The sequence below is a fragment of the Rhodanobacter sp. OK091 genome, assembly GCF_900142825.1.
Classification (GTDB): domain Bacteria; phylum Pseudomonadota; class Gammaproteobacteria; order Xanthomonadales; family Rhodanobacteraceae; genus Rhodanobacter.
In genome coordinates this window covers 1-15,821 of record NZ_FRCH01000001.1, presented here as the reverse complement: position 1 = coordinate 15,821, position 15,821 = coordinate 1, and the positions used below count along the sequence as shown (strand labels likewise).

General features: G+C 56.2%; 16 protein-coding genes. 14 read left to right on the top strand and 2 right to left on the bottom strand.

Annotation, left to right across the window (positions count from 1 at the left end; all coding sequences use genetic code 11):
- The first annotated feature begins 41 nt into the window (after nt 1-41).
- From BUA26_RS00075 to BUA26_RS00055, 5 genes are all read left to right on the top strand, one after another.
- Nucleotides 42-440 carry a VOC family protein gene (locus tag BUA26_RS00075; protein ID WP_072756932.1) on the top strand — a complete coding sequence of 133 codons (399 nt, stop codon included), beginning with the start codon at nt 42-44 and terminating at the stop codon, nt 438-440.
- A 132-nt stretch (nt 441-572) separates the two neighbouring features.
- Nucleotides 573-908: an antibiotic biosynthesis monooxygenase family protein gene (locus BUA26_RS00070; protein ID WP_072756931.1), complete on the top strand. Its 336-nt coding sequence runs from the start codon at nt 573-575 to the stop codon at nt 906-908.
- A 420-nt stretch (nt 909-1,328) separates the two neighbouring features.
- Entirely contained in the window at nt 1,329-2,531 is a 1,203-nt protein-coding gene (gene fabV / locus BUA26_RS00065) for an enoyl-ACP reductase FabV (RefSeq protein ID WP_072756930.1), read from the top strand.
- A gap of 77 nt (nt 2,532-2,608) precedes the next feature.
- The gene (locus tag BUA26_RS00060) at nt 2,609-3,532 is read left to right on the top strand and encodes a ChaN family lipoprotein (RefSeq protein WP_143154125.1); all 924 of its coding nucleotides are present in this window, start codon (nt 2,609-2,611) and stop codon (nt 3,530-3,532) included.
- 356 nt (nt 3,533-3,888) lie between these two features.
- Nucleotides 3,889-5,196: a hypothetical protein gene (locus BUA26_RS00055; RefSeq protein WP_072756928.1), complete on the top strand. Its 1,308-nt coding sequence runs from the start codon at nt 3,889-3,891 to the stop codon at nt 5,194-5,196.
- Between the two features lie 122 nt (nt 5,197-5,318).
- Here BUA26_RS00055 and BUA26_RS00050 read toward each other — a convergent pair whose 3' ends face one another.
- Nucleotides 5,319-6,053: a TIGR02391 family protein gene (locus BUA26_RS00050; protein WP_083572815.1), complete on the bottom strand. Its 735-nt coding sequence runs from the start codon at nt 6,051-6,053 to the stop codon at nt 5,319-5,321.
- Nucleotides 6,050-6,970: a hypothetical protein gene (locus BUA26_RS00045; protein WP_072756927.1), complete on the bottom strand. Its 921-nt coding sequence runs from the start codon at nt 6,968-6,970 to the stop codon at nt 6,050-6,052. The genes BUA26_RS00050 and BUA26_RS00045 overlap by 4 nt, the downstream gene beginning before the upstream one ends.
- 464 nt (nt 6,971-7,434) lie before the next feature.
- On the opposite strand from BUA26_RS00045, the gene drt2 reads away from it, so the two are divergent.
- From drt2 to BUA26_RS19945, 9 genes are all read left to right on the top strand, one after another.
- Nucleotides 7,435-8,706 (top strand): antiviral reverse transcriptase Drt2, encoded by a 1,272-nt coding sequence (drt2, locus tag BUA26_RS00040; protein WP_072756926.1) that lies wholly within the window; start codon nt 7,435-7,437, stop codon nt 8,704-8,706.
- An 84-nt stretch (nt 8,707-8,790) separates the two neighbouring features.
- Nucleotides 8,791-10,104, top strand: a complete 1,314-nt coding sequence (locus BUA26_RS00035) for an ATP-dependent nuclease (protein WP_072756925.1) — start codon at nt 8,791-8,793, stop codon at nt 10,102-10,104.
- A 78-nt stretch (nt 10,105-10,182) separates the two neighbouring features.
- Nucleotides 10,183-10,533: a hypothetical protein gene (locus tag BUA26_RS00030; protein ID WP_072756924.1), complete on the top strand. Its 351-nt coding sequence runs from the start codon at nt 10,183-10,185 to the stop codon at nt 10,531-10,533.
- 539 nt (nt 10,534-11,072) lie between these two features.
- Nucleotides 11,073-11,717, top strand: coding sequence for an XAC0095 family protein (locus BUA26_RS00025; protein WP_072756923.1), 645 nt, complete (start codon nt 11,073-11,075; stop codon nt 11,715-11,717).
- Nucleotides 11,718-11,842: 125 nt separating this feature from the next.
- Nucleotides 11,843-12,346 (top strand): hypothetical protein, encoded by a 504-nt coding sequence (locus BUA26_RS00020; protein WP_072756922.1) that lies wholly within the window; start codon nt 11,843-11,845, stop codon nt 12,344-12,346.
- A gap of 304 nt (nt 12,347-12,650) precedes the next feature.
- Entirely contained in the window at nt 12,651-13,394 is a 744-nt protein-coding gene (locus BUA26_RS00015; RefSeq protein WP_072756921.1) for a Type 1 glutamine amidotransferase-like domain-containing protein, read from the top strand.
- 181 nt (nt 13,395-13,575) lie between these two features.
- The gene (locus BUA26_RS00010; RefSeq protein WP_072756920.1) at nt 13,576-13,845 is read left to right on the top strand and encodes a YlcI/YnfO family protein; all 270 of its coding nucleotides are present in this window, start codon (nt 13,576-13,578) and stop codon (nt 13,843-13,845) included.
- A gap of 110 nt (nt 13,846-13,955) precedes the next feature.
- Nucleotides 13,956-14,912, top strand: coding sequence for an RHS repeat-associated core domain-containing protein (locus BUA26_RS00005; protein WP_083572813.1), 957 nt, complete (start codon nt 13,956-13,958; stop codon nt 14,910-14,912).
- 21 nt (nt 14,913-14,933) lie between these two features.
- Nucleotides 14,934-15,287: a hypothetical protein gene (locus BUA26_RS19945; protein WP_143154124.1), complete on the top strand. Its 354-nt coding sequence runs from the start codon at nt 14,934-14,936 to the stop codon at nt 15,285-15,287.
- The last annotated feature ends 534 nt before the right edge of the window (nt 15,288-15,821 follow it).

The window sequence follows — 15,821 nt, the reverse complement described above, 5'->3', positions numbered from 1 at the left end:
CAGCGGATATCCACACCACCATCAACACAGAGGACCGACCTGTGAGCAAACAAATATTCATCAACCTCCCGGTCGTCGACCTCCCGAAGTCACTGGCCTTCTTCGAGGCACTCGGTTTTTCACGGAACCCGCAGCTCGGCGATGAGACTGGCGGGTGCATCGTCATCAGCGACACGATTTCGGTGATGCTGACCACGCACGCCAGGTTTCAGGAGTTCACGCCCAAAGCCATCTGCGACACGAGCAAGGCTGTCGAAGTCTTGCTCAACCTCCAGTGCGAGAGTCGCGATGAAGTCGATAGCCTCGTTGCCAAAGCGCTCGCCGCGGGCGGTTCGACCTACGACAAGCCGGAAGATCTGGGCTTCATGTACTCGCACAGCTTTGTCGACCCGGACGGCCATGGCTGGGGACTCTTCCACGTAGGCGCCATGCCGGAATAGAAGTGACCCGCGCGATTCAGACACGGGATCCTGCGGGCTAGTCATTTGTTCGAGGCAGACCCTTCCGGCATTGCTTGATCCCAACATTGGCGCTGCGAACCGCATGCGCCGTGTACAACATAGTGAGAGTCCATGAGCAACGCCCATACTGTTTTCTGCGCCCTCTACCGCTGGCGCCTGCACCCCGGGGCCGAACAAGCCTTTGTCCAGGCCTGGTCGCGGGTCACTCCATTGCTGGTGAGCGAACGGGGCTCGCTGGGCTCGCGTCTGCATCGCGGGCCCGACGATATTTGGTACAGCTACACCCAGTGGCCATCGGCCGAGGCCAAGGCGGAAGGTCTGGCCCGTCCCTCGGTCGATCCCGAAGCCTGGGCCCAACTGCGTGGAGCCATTGCCGAAAGCCTGCCGGAAATCATCCTTGAGCCGGTAGCGGACTTCCTCGTCCCGCTTCCGCATGACGTCGCCTGAGCGTGTGGCGATTCCGAAGTGGGCTTCAGTCGAAGTCGCTCCCTCGGAATGCCTCGTTCCCTCATGTCGTCATTCCGGCGAAGGCCGGAATCGCTCTTCAGCAACAAAGCCAGTCATCCATCCGGTCTTTCGCACGAGCAACGGCGATGACCAGCTTCGCTGTTGAAACACTTCTCCGGCCTCCGCCGGGATGACGAGCAAAACCGAATATCGTCATTCCGGCGAAGGCCGGAATCGCTCTTCAGCAACAAAGCCAGTCATCCATCCGGTCTTTCGCACGAGCAACTGCACGAGCAACTGCGATCCCGGCCTTCGCCGGGATGACGAGTAAAACGGGCCACCCGAACCTCCCTACGGCAGCGCATGGCCCCCCAGCTTGGTTAATATGGCGAATTGCCGAACAGCAGCAGGAGCCATCGAGTGATCATCAAGCCCAAAGTCCGCGGATTCATCTGCATCACCGCCCACCCGGTCGGTTGCGAGCACAACGTGCTCGACCAGATCAAGGTCACCCAGGCCGCGGGCCACGATGCGGCGAAGGGTCCCAAGCGCGTGCTGGTGATCGGCGCCTCCACCGGCTACGGCCTGGCCTCGCGCATCACCGCCGCGTTCGGCTACGGCGCGGCCACGCTGGGCGTGTTCTTCGAGAAGCCCAGCAGCCCGGAGAAGACCGGCACCGCCGGCTGGTACAACTCCGCCGCGTTCGACAAGGCGGCCAAGCAGGCCGGCCTGTACAGCAAGTCGATCAACGGCGACGCGTTCGCCAACGAAACCCGCGCCCGCGCGATCGAGATCATCAAGAACGAGATGGGCGGCCAGATCGACCTGGTGGTCTATTCGCTGGCCTCGCCCGTGCGCAAGCTGCCGGACACCGGCGAAGTGGTGCGCTCGGCGCTCAAGACCATCGGCAAGCCGTTCACCAACACCTCGGTCGACACCAACAAGGACACCGTGATCGAGGCCACCATCGAGCCGGCCACCGAGCAGGAAATCAAGGACACCGTCACCGTGATGGGCGGCGAGGACTGGGCGCTGTGGATCGACGCGCTGAGCGCCGCCGGCGTACTGGCCGAGCACGCCAAGACCGTCGCCTACAGCTACATCGGCACCGAGATCACTTGGCCGATGTACTGGCACGGCACTTTGGGCCAGGCCAAGCAGCACCTGGACAACACCGCCAAGCAACTGCGCAGCCGCCACCCCGGCCTCGAAGCCTACGTCGGCGTGATGAAGTCCGTCGTCACCCAGGCCAGCGCCGCGATCCCGGTGATCCCGCTGTACGTGTCCATCGCCTTCAAGATCATGAAGGAGAAGGGCATCCACGAAGGCCCCATCGAACAGGCCAACCGCCTTTTCCACGACCGCCTCTACCGTGCTGATGGCAAAGCGGCACCCACCGACGACGAAGGCCGCCTGCGGCTGGACGACTGGGAGCTGCGCGACGACGTGCAGATCCCCTGCAAAACCCTCTGGCCTACAGTCACCACCGAAAACCTCAAGCAGATCACCGACTACGCCGGCTACAAGCACGAGTTTTTGCAGCTGTTCGGGTTTGACCGGGGGGATGTGGACTATGAGGCGGAGGTGGAGGCGGATCGGCGGTTTGATTGTTTGGAGATTTAGCTTGAAAGATCTGCGCTCCTTCGATTGAATCGACCGGAGCGCGGATCGAATGCGCCCACGGACCAGGGGGATGACGGATGACCGGATTCAATTCGCGCAAATGGCTGGCAACGTTGACACTGATGGTGCTGACGGCGCCAAGCAGCCACGCAGCAAAGCGCCCACCGGCCGATATCGACTCGAGACACTGTGCACCGGCAAGTGCGGCAAAAGTCACGTCGCTATCTCAAGCCGCCAAGGCCGTCGTCTGCGCTGTCACCGACCGGCGCCTACTGATCGTCGGGGAAGTCCACGGCAGTAACGAAGCTCCTGATTTAGTGGCCTCCCTCGTGAGGGAGGCACTGCCGACGCGCACGGTGCGACTCGGCCTGGAAATGCAAGGCTCCGAACAGGCCCCCCTGGACGCTTACCTGCAATCTGCCGGCAGCGCCGCCGATCAGGCGATGTTTCTGAAGAGCCCATTCTGGTCAATGCAGGATGGCCGCTCCAGCACGGCCATGTTGCGCTTGATCGATACGGCGCGTGCCTTGCGCGCCGAGGGCGCCAAGCTGGAAGTCTTCGCGATGGAGCCGGACTACGGCGATCAAGCCGCGATAGCGAGCGCGGGCGGCCCGCAGAAGTTCAAGGAAAGCAGCATGGCTCAAGCAATTCAGCGCGCCGTCGACAAGAGTGATTCGCGACAGCTCGTCATTGCGTTGATGGGCAACTTCCATGCCCGCTATGGCAGCGACAACCCGCCATCTTTGAAGCTCGGTCCCTCGGTGGTTGATCGTCTGGCAAGCGAACGCCCCTACGTCGTGCTTCCGTTCGCCCGGACCAACGCCACCTGGAATTGCCAGCAGGATGGCTGTGCTGTCCATACGTACACCAGCACGAATGTGCCCAAAGGCAACCTGCCGCAGTTCGTCAGTGATTCTGCAGAACCGAAGGGGCCGGCCGTGGTGAGGCTCTGGTTATCGACGATAACAGCTGCGCTTCCGGCCGGGAAGGCGACGCCGTAAAGGTTTTGGCCGCAGTGGCGAAAACTATTGGGGCAGGTTCACTTACCTGCAATGGGAAAGTTAATCTGACCCCGATCTTCGGATCTGCGGTTTGATCGTTTGGAGGGGTGAGTGAGAGGGGTGCAGACGACAAACGGCCTCCCAACTGTGTTCCTCAGTTTATACAGTCTTCAAAAGCGCACAATGACTCGAGTTTTCGCTACCCGAGTTTTCGAATACCACTTTTTCTTTCAGATGACAGAAAAATCTCACACCATTTTTTTAACTCTGTTTGCAAGTGCGCGATAACCAGCGTTTTCGCCGAGAGTTTACGTTAAATTAGCCCACACCAGTCATGTCATACTAACGGGGGATCTATGAGTGAAATGCCGCAAGCCAACGAGCTGCTTGGATTAAAAATCCAATGGGAGGAATTCGCCTCGAAGTTACCCAATGTGATTAAAGACTCGGGGGGCAATGAAATACCGGTATCAAGCATTTTGGACTGGTTCACGCTTTGTATATCTGGCCTCCAATACGCGGAAATTAATAAAGTTGATCCCGCTATGAAGTCGTTGACTTGGCCAAACATCACTCAGCAGATCAATACTATCCAGAGTTACGTGCAGCAAGGCATTGGAAACGGTCCCGACTGGTTCCTCGGGAATAATCGGCCTCAGTTGATGCTGATCGCCCTTTGGGAAATTCGCAAACTGATAGCGTGGGTTGCGCCGGATCCAACACAGGGTTCAAGCATCGTTACAGCGCCGACCATCAAGGAGGTTAGAGCCAATGTTCAGCTCATCCAAAATGCCGCCCAGTTAGCGGTAAGCGCGCAACAAGCTGCGACATCCTCACAAGGGGCTGTTTCAAACTTTGAAAGCGCGGTCAAGGAATCGGTAGCAAGAATTCAGGGGCACGAGCGCGAAGCTGGTAATGCTCAGACCAACGCGACTGCTAGCGCTTCAGCCGCAACTCAAGCGAAGATTGTGGTTGATGACTTGGTCACTGACCTGAACGGAGACGTCAGCACTCAGAAAGAGCTGATTGACGAGTTTGTACGGAAGCGAAATTTTGTTGAAGAAACGCTTCAGGGTGCCAGCAAGATTGGCCTCGCCAAATCATTCAAGGATCGGCGGGAAAGCTTGGAGCGAGATCAATCGATTTGGACAAAAATATTTGTCGCTGGATTGATTCTTTTGTTCCTAGGAGCCCTGATATCGCTGGGAGATGTTCTGGCATTATTTGGATTTAAGACGATTGCTCTGGCGTCCCCGATCAAAGACACATCCACTGCTTCCGCAGCGCCACCTCTTGAGCGTGTGTTCACTTATGTGACACACGTACTAATTCTCAGTCCAGGTATTTGGCTGACTTGGTTCGCGGCAAGGAAACACGGGCAACTTTCCCGTCTCACAGAAGACTATGCCTTTAAGGAAGCCTCTGCGCTTTCCTTCGTTGGGTACCGTTCGGAGATGGGAGAAGATAAAGAGATGCTTGATTTGCTTCGACGTACCGCTATTGAGAACTTCGGCGCCAATCCGGTCAGAGTCATAGCAAACGATGAGCCGGTAAGTCCGATTCATGACGCATTAGCGCGTGTGCTTAAAAAAATGTCGCCAGATAAATTTGCTGAATTGTTGAAGGACATTCTGAAGGCGGCGCGCGCAGACTTAAATAATTAGCCGCACACCCTTGAGCCCACGAACCAGTTGTAATAAAGCTTATCCATCAAACAAGGGCCAGCTCACACTGACCCGTTTCGCAACGCGGTTTTTCGCCAATTACCTCGCGGTGAAGTTAGCGATCACTGCCTGCTATCGACGATGCGCAGCAGATGACTTGCAAGGATCACCATCTCTTGGGCCTCTCCCGTGTCACTTATCGTCACGGTACGATGTGAATGGGGATTCTTGTACGAGGCGATGGCGCCCGCGAAAAGGTGCGCCAACGCCTCACGCTCTCCCTCAGGCTGCTGGAGATCAGTCAGTGGTCCTGTTGTTTTGTCAAAGGCTTTGCGCATGAGCTGCGTGCCCACATCCGTATCCTCAAATTTGCCCGCTGCGCGCACCGCGATTTCGACCGCTCGAAATGACTTGAATACAGCCGTTTCAAGATCGCCTCGCGCAAGGTCAATCCAAACCTCATCGGCAATTGCTGGGTGCAGAAGTGATTTTGGGAAGTTCACGCTTTGCGCGTAGCTCTTAAATCCGTTGTTGACGAGCAGCGCCTCCGCACGTCGACCGAGCAGCATCCAGCCGTTGCTACCATTAATTCCCAGTTCGGGGATCAGAAGACCTTGGACGGTGAGCCAGTTCCAGGCTTCAGATAGTGCGATCTCGGCCTCCTGGAGGCGCTTCTGCGGGTAGCCGTTGTTCATTCCGACCGTGCCGTTGATGTGTGAGGCGATCGCCTGAATGTGAATTTTGTTGTTCTGTCGGTGCTCTTTGGCCAACTGCAGGACGACCCCTGCGAGCTCCTCCTGAGAGAGGCTAACCAACACGTCGACGTCAGGGATGAGGGAAGTCAGTGTTTGCATCATCGAGTGGCGCGCGGAGACATGGAGGAAGTTTTGTACGAGAGAACGAAGCCGTTCTGATCACCAACATCGTACCGAAGACCGACGATGCCGAGATCTTGGGCGGCCAGCAGGTACGTAACCACCTTGAGGTTGGCATCGGTCAGGAAGGTGAGTAGGTGCTTGATGCCGGTGTCGAGGCCATCAGGAAACGCAGTGAGGCGACGCAGCATCGTGTTCAAGTCGTCCGATCGAATGTCCGGTGCGTCGACCAGCGACTGGGCTTCTTGGATCAGCGATGGGCCGTGCCGATCGATCAGGTAGTCGATCCGCGTCTTGCGGTTGATTCCGCGCAACCCCTGAAGGGGGCCGCGATCAAACCGGATGGAGGTGGGGAGCCTCTGGTCATGCAGTTTGGCTAGGCGCTTGTCCTCGTCCGTTGGTGTGCGCCATCCATGAACAGCGACGTCACCGCTCTGAGCCCGGCTTTCCAGGCTGGACCGAAGTTTCTCTGGCAGGCGATCGAAGTGGGTCAGGGCCAATCGTGCAGCCAGGAATGCCGGTGCATCAAACACAGGCCAGCGATTCAATTCGGTGTGGATCGCGGCCTTGAGTTCGTCGATAGCCTTGGTCTTGGCGGCCAGTTTCTGTGCAGCGGTAAGGGCCTTGCGGACGCGGGACCAGGATTCGCCGAAATGTGTTTTCCCGCAATTTCGACCCACATGACTCAACCGCTGATCTGGGAGCCGAACGATGTAGCCGTGACGATGATCGGTCTCGCACTTGAGAATGCCGCATGGCCTGAGCCCGTCGCTGGGCGTCATCTCGTACTCACTGACGAGGTCCCCCTTGCTGATCAGATCCTTATGCACTGGATCCTTCTCAAAGTTGGGGAGGGCAAAGAGTTCCTGCCAAGTGCCGACGCGATAGATGGTGGTCATCGTTGCCCTGTTCGATGGGGGTCTCTGTCCACATGGGGACTGGGAGTGAACTGACAAGGCTCGTCCTGAGGCGAGCAGGTCTCACACGCCGAAACCCACGTCGGAACCGGGGCGGAGGAAGTTAAAAGGATGGATATAGGGACACATGGGTAGGAAGGTTGTTGACGTGGCCGCCGTGAGCCCCTAACTTTTGCTTACCGCGTCGGCAACAGTGACGCGGGAGTCTGTTGCGATGTCAACGGTCGACGGGGTCACCCCGCCGCCCGCCCACATCAAGGCGAATAGCTGACTAGCTATCAGATGGGCAGCGATGTCCACGAGTAGTTTCCTCAGTGATGACTTTATCATCAGTATGATTGCGACCGCGGTGTTGGTGGCGTGCCACTTTCGAGGATACCTTCGGGATTCCGGAAGCTGAGGGAGCTAGTATGGGTTGCCGCGACCCTCTCCCTCAGTTAACTCCCATGGCTGCCGACCCACTTCGCCCAAGGTCCTATTTACACCTCGATGAGCGGATCCCCCGGGAAGCTCTGCTGAAACTCGTCTCGACCCCGGCAACCGTGGCCAAGTGGCAGTTTCTGCCCTTGATTATGGCCAGCGTGACCACGAAAAAGGTTTGGCGGGATGCCAGCGGGTTCCAAGTCAAGAAAAAGACGCGACCCATCTGCTACGCGTCCCACCGAGATGCGGCGCTCTATGCCTATTACTCCCAGCAGCTCACCAAACGCTACGAGGCGCTGCTCACTGCTCGCGGGCTTGGAGAAGCCGTGACCGCATTTCGGACTAGCGATGGCCGCTGCAACGTCCATTTTGCGCTCGACGCTTTTACCTGGATTGAAGCGCATCGCCCTTGCACAGCGCTCGCCTATGACATCAGCGGCTTTTTCGATGCTCTGGACCATCAGTTGCTGAAAAAGAAATGGAGTGAGGTGTTAGGGAGGAATGCTCTACCTGCCGATCATTACAGCATCTACCACTCGTTGACCCGTAATGCCAAGGTCGAGCAAGTCGTGCTCTACGCCTTGTTTGGCATCAGTCGCTATGCACCGAAGGCCTCGGGCCGAAAGCGCATTTGCTCGCCCGAACAATTTCGTAAGCTCGTCGTGGAGGGCAAACATCTGAAGGTCAATCCCGATGCTAAAGGCATCCCCCAAGGCACGCCCATCAGCGCCACCCTTTCGAACATCTACATGCTTGAATTCGACGAGCGCGTGGCAAATCAGGTTTTCGCTTGGGGCGGGTTCTACCGTCGCTATTGCGATGACGTGCTGTGTGTCGTGCCGCCGCATCGCGCTGTTGCCGCTAAAGCATTTATCGAAACTCTCGTCCCGGAAATCAAGTTGGAAGTACAGAAGGAGAAGCTGGAAGAATGCACTTTCGGCCCTCCCGGAACAAGCATCCAAAAACCACTTCAATATCTGGGTTTGACCTTCAATGGGAAAAAAATACTGCTTCGTTCGGGCAGTGTTGGTCGTTTCTACAGTCGTCTTCGAAAGGGTGTGCGCGTGGCCGACATTGCCCGGTCTAAAGCGGCTAGGAACGCGGGTCTTGCGAAGACTAGTGTGTCGATTAAACGTGGTAAATTGAATCGCGCCTACACATTCACCGGGCACCAGAATTTCGTTAGTTATGCTCATCGGGCCGCAAAAATCGCGAAGAGCCCTGCCATTGCCGGACAGGTCGCGCGACGGTGGTCGGCTCTTGACCGCGCCATTCGCGCCCGGGATAGATCTTGAGGACAATCAGGGTCAGGTTCACTTACTGCCGTGAGAAAGTGAACCTGACTCCGATCTTTGTTAGCCCACCCTTCGCGAGCGTCCATGTACCAATACGACCAAAAACCAGGAACGCATTTCGCCGACTCTTCGGCCGCCTCACTCCAAGCCATTCGCGACTCGGAGTACTCCGTACTTGTTGGGCGAAACAATTGCGGTAAGTCGTTCCTCTTGAAGTCATTGACGCAACAGTGGGGGCAGTCCGCCTCATATTTGGGTCCCGCACGTTATCAAAACTTCAATCTTCTTGGCCACTTCACGCCGAATCAGAATAGACGAAGCGATAGATGGAGCCAGTTCGTGCAGCAGTGGCAACAGCAGCAGCAGAACATCGACAATTCGCCGGTAAACTTGCAACAAGCTATCGCAGAGCTCTCTGACGGTCAGCGCATCCGTCTCGCTGAGATCATCAAAACACTTCTAGGCGTGGAGCTTGAATGGCGCCAAACCGTCGAAGATAACTCGATGTCTCAGAAGTACATCTCGTGTGGCGGGCACAACATCTCTTACACAAGTTCGGGATTCAGACTGATCACGACTTTGGTAACGAGTCTTCTTGACGCTGACTACGATACCTTCCTAATCGATGAGCCCGAACTCGGGATCAGTCCAGAAGCCCAAGGAATTCTGGCTGACTTTCTCTTCGATCGGGAGCATCGCGCTCGGTACTTCCCTCACATCAAGACACTAGTATTCGCCACGCATTCCACGATCTTCCTAGACCGGGCTCGAATTTCGAACAACTACACGGTACAAAAGGTTGGCGATGAAATTTCGATTCAACCGATCCAAAGTCAGTCGGACTTCAACGGAATTCATTTCTTCCTTCTTGGGAATCGATTCGAGACCTTGTACTTGCCCTCGGCGATCGTCCTCGTTGAAGGAAAGTGCGACGACAAGTTCATCGAGCGCGTAGTCTCTCTGCGGCATCCAGAATCTCAAGTCAGTGTAATTTCCGCGAATTCGGACAGCCGCATCAAGGAAATTCTAAACGTCGTCAAAGGGATCTTCTCCGACATACAGCGGAGCCCATATAAGGACAGAATCTTTGTTGTTTTGGACTCCGTTCACTCAGCTGGCCTACCAGGCCAGTTAGTGGCGATGGGCATCCCCACAGGGAACATCGTTGTTTGGCCGAAGAATGGCATCGAGTACTACTACCCACCCGCTATCATCGACAAGATCTTTGGCGCAGGCTCCGAAATCACGATTGTTGGCGATGTGATTTCTAGGAACGGACTCTCGTACAACAAGAGCGAACTTGTTGATAAAGTGGTGTCATTGCTTCAAGCCGATACCGCGATGCACGAAGAGTTCGAAGCTCGCTTCCTGCACGCACTGGCGGAACGGGTGGGTTAACTCCCCCATCGAGCGGGCATTCACAAGCGGACTTCGCCCATTTGCGGCTGCTCATGTCAAACGTTGGGGCCTAGTTGAATGGATGAGCATGCACTTACGTTTAGAACGTCGCGCATCCACTTGCTGAAATTCTTCGCGTCGGCTGAGGAGCAACGTAGATTTCAAACTGAGGTCTGCAAAAGCGAAGGCTATGCTTACGACGAGTTTGCTTGTTGGTGGGCCGATGACTTTCATCCGGACAGCAAACTATTCCGTTCGGCATTCAGCCCCACAGAAATTGTCATCCTAAGTAACTTCAACAATGCGTTTGAGAGTGCACTTACGCAGATCGGGGAGCATGTGCCCAACGTTGAGCAGCTCCTTTCGCTAACCGCTTGGCAATCTGTTATCGCTGCTGCAGCATCAGCGCATGTCGCGCTTGATCCCTGACTATTCGTCCAAGGCGGACGGCTTCGGGCTTCGCCGCCGCTTAACTCCAGCGCTGAAGACGGGTCTTCTCGAAAGAAGCCGTTCGCCACCGGCTGCAACGGATCGGTTTCTGCCGATTGGCGTCGGCAGAGACTAATCATACTGGCCGACTTTCGAGTGGAATATGCACAAGCCGCCGCCGCTTCGCGGCGCGGCTTAGTTCAGGCGTTTGCATAATTCCGAGGAGTTCCCACTTCTGTGCGTCAGGTGCGCAGCGCAGTGGACAAAGCGCAGCTGTTGACACCCTCCAGCTGCAATAGCAGACTCCAACTCAAGGAGCGTCGAAACTCCCCTAAGAGCGGTACCCACCTCCGACAAACCGGTGGGTTTTTTGTACCTGTTCGCAGGTGCAAGCCGACGTGATTCCTGCGTCGGGAGGGCGGCTAATACAACACCCTTCGGGGGAATACGCCCGCCGGCTCTTAGCGGTTTCGAACCTCCCGACACCCCGTCCGTCGTCATGCCGTGGACGGGCACTTCGATGGAATGAGGAGGCGACCATGTCTAAGTTCGATTCGGAAGATCTGGAAACGATGGGCTATTTCCTGCCGGAGGACAGCCAACTGCGGCTGAAGAAGCTGCGCGAGTATGCCGAATTCCTGTCGCATCTGGCGCAACCGCGGAGGGCGGACGAGGAACAGGAGTGCACCGCCGAGATTCGCGTGGGCGAGGTGGCGATCTGCCTGGAATTGTTGGCCGAGCAGGTGGGGCTGGTGTTGGACGAGATGTCGTGGCCGGCCTACCGGTCCGAGAGCGAGGCTGCGGCTGGGGCCGAGGCCGGCGCGGAGCCTGCAGAGGAGATGCCCGGCGGCGCGGATGAGCGCTACCGCTTCGGCATGACCATGGACCAGATCGACACGCTCAACCGGCTGATCGCCATGATCGTGGCCCATGGCGATGTGGTGATCGCCAGTGATGAGGCCGAGTTCGCCGACCACACACTGTCGGTGTTGGGGGATGCCATCTTCAACGACGCGAGGGCGGTGCGCGAGATCATCCGCCAGGTGGAATCGCAGAGGCTCGGGCACGCGCGTGGTTCGCAAACCGGCGTGGGCGAAGAGCGGGCCACCTACCATGCGGGGCGAGCGTGTTTGCCCGCGGGCCACGCGTCGCATGTCGCGCGGCAGTTGCCTACCTACCAATAGCCGGTCCATCAAGACGAGAAGCAGGCGTCCGACAAAACCGGGGTCAGTGTTGCCTTAAAGAACGGCGCACTCCGACCCCGGCTTCCATTAATGTGCGCCCTGGACAACTCACAGGGGAAATAGGCATGAAGCTATCCAGCATTCTCGCGGCTATCTTGCTCAGCATCTCGTTCGCGGCAATCGCGAGGCAGCCGACCGTACGGGTCTTAACGCTCGATCCTGGCAGGGTCTTTGTCGAAAGCGATCGAATGTCTATTGATGTGCTGGCCATGGGCGGTCCGCTGATACTCTGGGATGCCAGGGTAGAGTACGGGCAAGTCCATCGCATCGATATGGAGATCCTGCTCAAAAGTGACCATTGGCGATATCTGCGATGCAACGACACCCGTTGGCTCGTCGACGGCGAGATCGTGCAGCTGACGCCCTTCTATTACGATGAAGTCCGGATGACGAAAAAGGTGCTAGAGCGCTGGCAGGGATCATTGACGCCAGATCAGCTGGCCGGGTTTCTACGCAGTAAGTCAATCGAGCTTCGCATCTGCAAGGATGCATACCGCTTCACTCCCGATCAGGTCGCGCACATGGTCGATTTTGGAACCAAGCTCGCGGAACAGCTGAGCAAGAAATAGCCCCGTTTGCTGACTAGCGCTCAGCATGGCTGGCATCATCAGAGCGGCTCCGGAAATCATCCGGGGCCGTTTTGTTTTGAGCGACGTTTTTCGCCCTCGCTCACGTCCTCGCATCCTCGATCCTGAAGGCATGGCGCGTTACCCCCCTGACGCGCCTACCCGGTGGTGCGGTACATCACCTCCCCTGTGTACCGCGCCGACCCCGGTTTCCGAAAAAGAAAAACGGACCCTTTGTCGAATACGGCAGACGCCGTTCGTCGACCTATGAGTTGCTGAACACGCTCACCGAAACGAGGGAAACCGCATGAAATTTCTTCTGACGTCTGGCGGCATCACCAACGCCAGCATCCACGCCGCACTGGTCGAGCTGTTGGGCAAGCCCATCGCCGAGTGCAGCGCGCTCTTCATTCCCACCGCCATGTATGCCTATCCGCGCCATGCTGCCATGGCGTGGCAGGCGTTCGCTGGAAAAACGCGAAGCCCTTTGTGCGAACTGGGCTGGAAGTCGCTGGGCGTTCTGGAACTCACCGCCTTGCCGAGCCTCGCCAAAGAAGATTGGGTTCCCCTGGTGGAGGAGGCGGATGCCCTGTTGGTGTGGGGCGGTGATCCTGTCTATCTGGCTGACTGGATGCGTCGATCCGGCCTCGCCGAGCTGCTGCCTTCATTGCGACATGAATGGGTTTACGTGGGTGTGAGCGCCGGGAGCATGGCGGTGTCTTCGACATTTTCAGAAAACTACACCCAGCCGCCCAGTGGTCATCGCGATGCGCTGACGTCTGAGAACTTCTCGTTCACCACCGCAGAGGGTGAGGTCGCCAGCCTTCTGGTCACGGCCCACGGAGCAGGGTGGGTCGACTTTGCATTGATCCCGCACCTCGATAACCCGAATCACCTGGATGCCTCCTTGGAGAACGCTGAAAAATGGGCCGCCAAGATACCGGCGCCGGTCTATGCCATCGATGATCAGACCGCCATCGCCGTGAATCACGGTGCCGTTCAAGTCGTTTCCGAAGGCCAGTGGAAATTGTTCTTGCCGACGGCGGGCTAAAAGAGGGTCAGGTTCGCTTACTGCCGTGAGAAAGTGAACCTGACCGCGATCTCGACAGGTGCGCGGTTCGCAAACCGGCGTGAGCGAGGAGCGGGCGACATACCATGCCGGGCCAGTGCGATTGGCCCCTGTCGCTGAATGCGCCACTATGTATCGCAATGGCATCGCATCAGGAGGTTTCATGAAGACCGCGACCATCCCCTCGCTGCGTGTGGAGCCAGCTCTGCGCGAGGCTGCAGAACAGCTCTTGCGTGACGGAGAAAGTCTGTCCGGCTTTGTCGAGTCCGCGTTGCGGGCGCACATTCAGCAGCGCCAGCAGCAGACCGCCTTCATCTCCCGTGGACTGGCTTCGAGGGATCAGGCGAAGAGTACGGGGGTGTACTTTTCGTCGGGTGCGGTGCTGAAAAAGCTCGAAGCGCGATTGGCCATGGCAAAGAAAGTCTCGGTATGACGTTCAAGATCCGCTTCACGGGGGAGGCGACTTGCATTCTAAGTCAGAGTTTAAGTCAGAGTTTGTTGTAGGCTCCTGCAACGACATCGGAGCATGCAAGGGGAAGGGATATGTGCAATCGGAAGGAAAGGTGGTCTAGCCGTCGGTGGGTTGGCGGTTTTTTTGTCCTGTTTTCTTCTGGCTTTTTGCACGCAGGGACGCATCATTACTACTACACTGATCCGCAGGGCACAGTGTTAGCTAAGGCCGACGCCAGCGGCGCCATCATTGCCACCTACGACTATGCGCCGTATGGCACTGCGGTGGCGAGCATGAGCCCGGCGCCGAACGGGCCTGGGTATACGGGGCATGTGAACGATCCGGACACTGGGCTCGTGTATATGCAGGCGCGTTATTACGATCCCAGTACGGGGCGCTTCCTGAGTGCTGACCCCATCGATCCGACACCTGGTAACGTTTTCAACTTCAGCCGGTACGATTACGTTAACAACAACCCAATTTTGAATACCGACCCAACTGGTAAAAGTACATGTGTGGACAGCATGTGCGTTCATTCAACTATTGATAGTGTATTGCCTCGCGCGAATTCACAGCCTCCACCCGTCAATGGAATGGAGGGCATCAAGCTAAATTCATCGATAGGCCGAAATGTTCAAGCGGGGTATGTATCTGCCGTAACTTTTAAGAACGATAATCCGGCGGGAGCAAGCCCAAATCAACCGCTGACAACAAAAACTGCTAACATGGTTGAAAGTGCTATTACAAAATCGGGGGTCCAATCTGTTAATATTAATAGCACTACAGGTGGCGTACATGCAATCCACAGTAATCATTACTCTGCTAAAGCGGTGGATATAAATAGAGTTAATGGAGAACATGTTGGCGATAAATCTAACAATAACGCCGTTACTTCTTTACAGAATGCGTTTAGGAATGAGCCAAATATTCAAGAAAATTTCGGTCCAATATTCCAAGAAAAAACTTACACCCCTGGCGGAGTTTCACAACCTTTGCCTAGCGTGTCTGAGGATCACCAAAATCATATTCATGAGGCAGGTCAGCAGTAATTTTTTCTACAGGAAATTGTTATGATTAAAATTTATTTTAATAGTGTCATGGCTGCCTTTTTATTCGCGGCGCTTTTTCAATCGGTTGCGTTAGCTTCCACTCCTGATCTTAACAATAACAGCATGGAGCTTATTAAGCAGATTAAAGCAACAGATTATGTTTTTAAAGCTACTCTTGGGCCATGTAAAAATGAAACCGTTCGCCGTAATGATCGCGATGGACTGCACTATTTTACTTATTCGGCCACTTGCTTCATTCGTCCGCGTCCGGAGCAGGACTGCCAAGCATATCGAGTTACAGCGGAAGGAACCATAGATACGCCGGAACAGGCAACATTGAGGAATATTCAATTAAAGCTTTTGTGCTCTGCGTAGATAAATTAAAGGGGCGCGTCTTGTATTGCCTCGATCCTGAAACAAAGATCGGGGTCAGGTCACTTTCTCACGGCAATAAGTGAGCCTGAGCTGGCCCGGGTTTTTCGGATACGTTAATTAGGCACTCATGGCTTAGTCATCCACAACCGTCGGCGTCCGATAGCCGAGCGTTTAATGAAGTCGGGAAAAGGTGCCTGGGATCATTTCTGCGTATCGCCACCGAACCGACCACCCATTGCCATCACAGCTGACCAGTTCAGGCCAATGAACTGACCAGCTTCGCCATCCATTTGCCCCGTGGGCAGTTCGCTGCCCAAAGTGGTCAGCCGTTTGCAGTCGTGATGAAGTGGTCCAGGGCGTTGCTCGACGATGTCCGTTTTCGACCCATAACGGACGTTGGACCGCTAACCTATCCGATCGAGATAGTGCGATTTCACGGGTGAAATTAAGGGCTTGAACATATGAAGAGGACGACAGCTGCCAACTTTGCCTTGGGCTTGGCCGTTATCGGATGGGCGATGTCGTGGTTGGGGT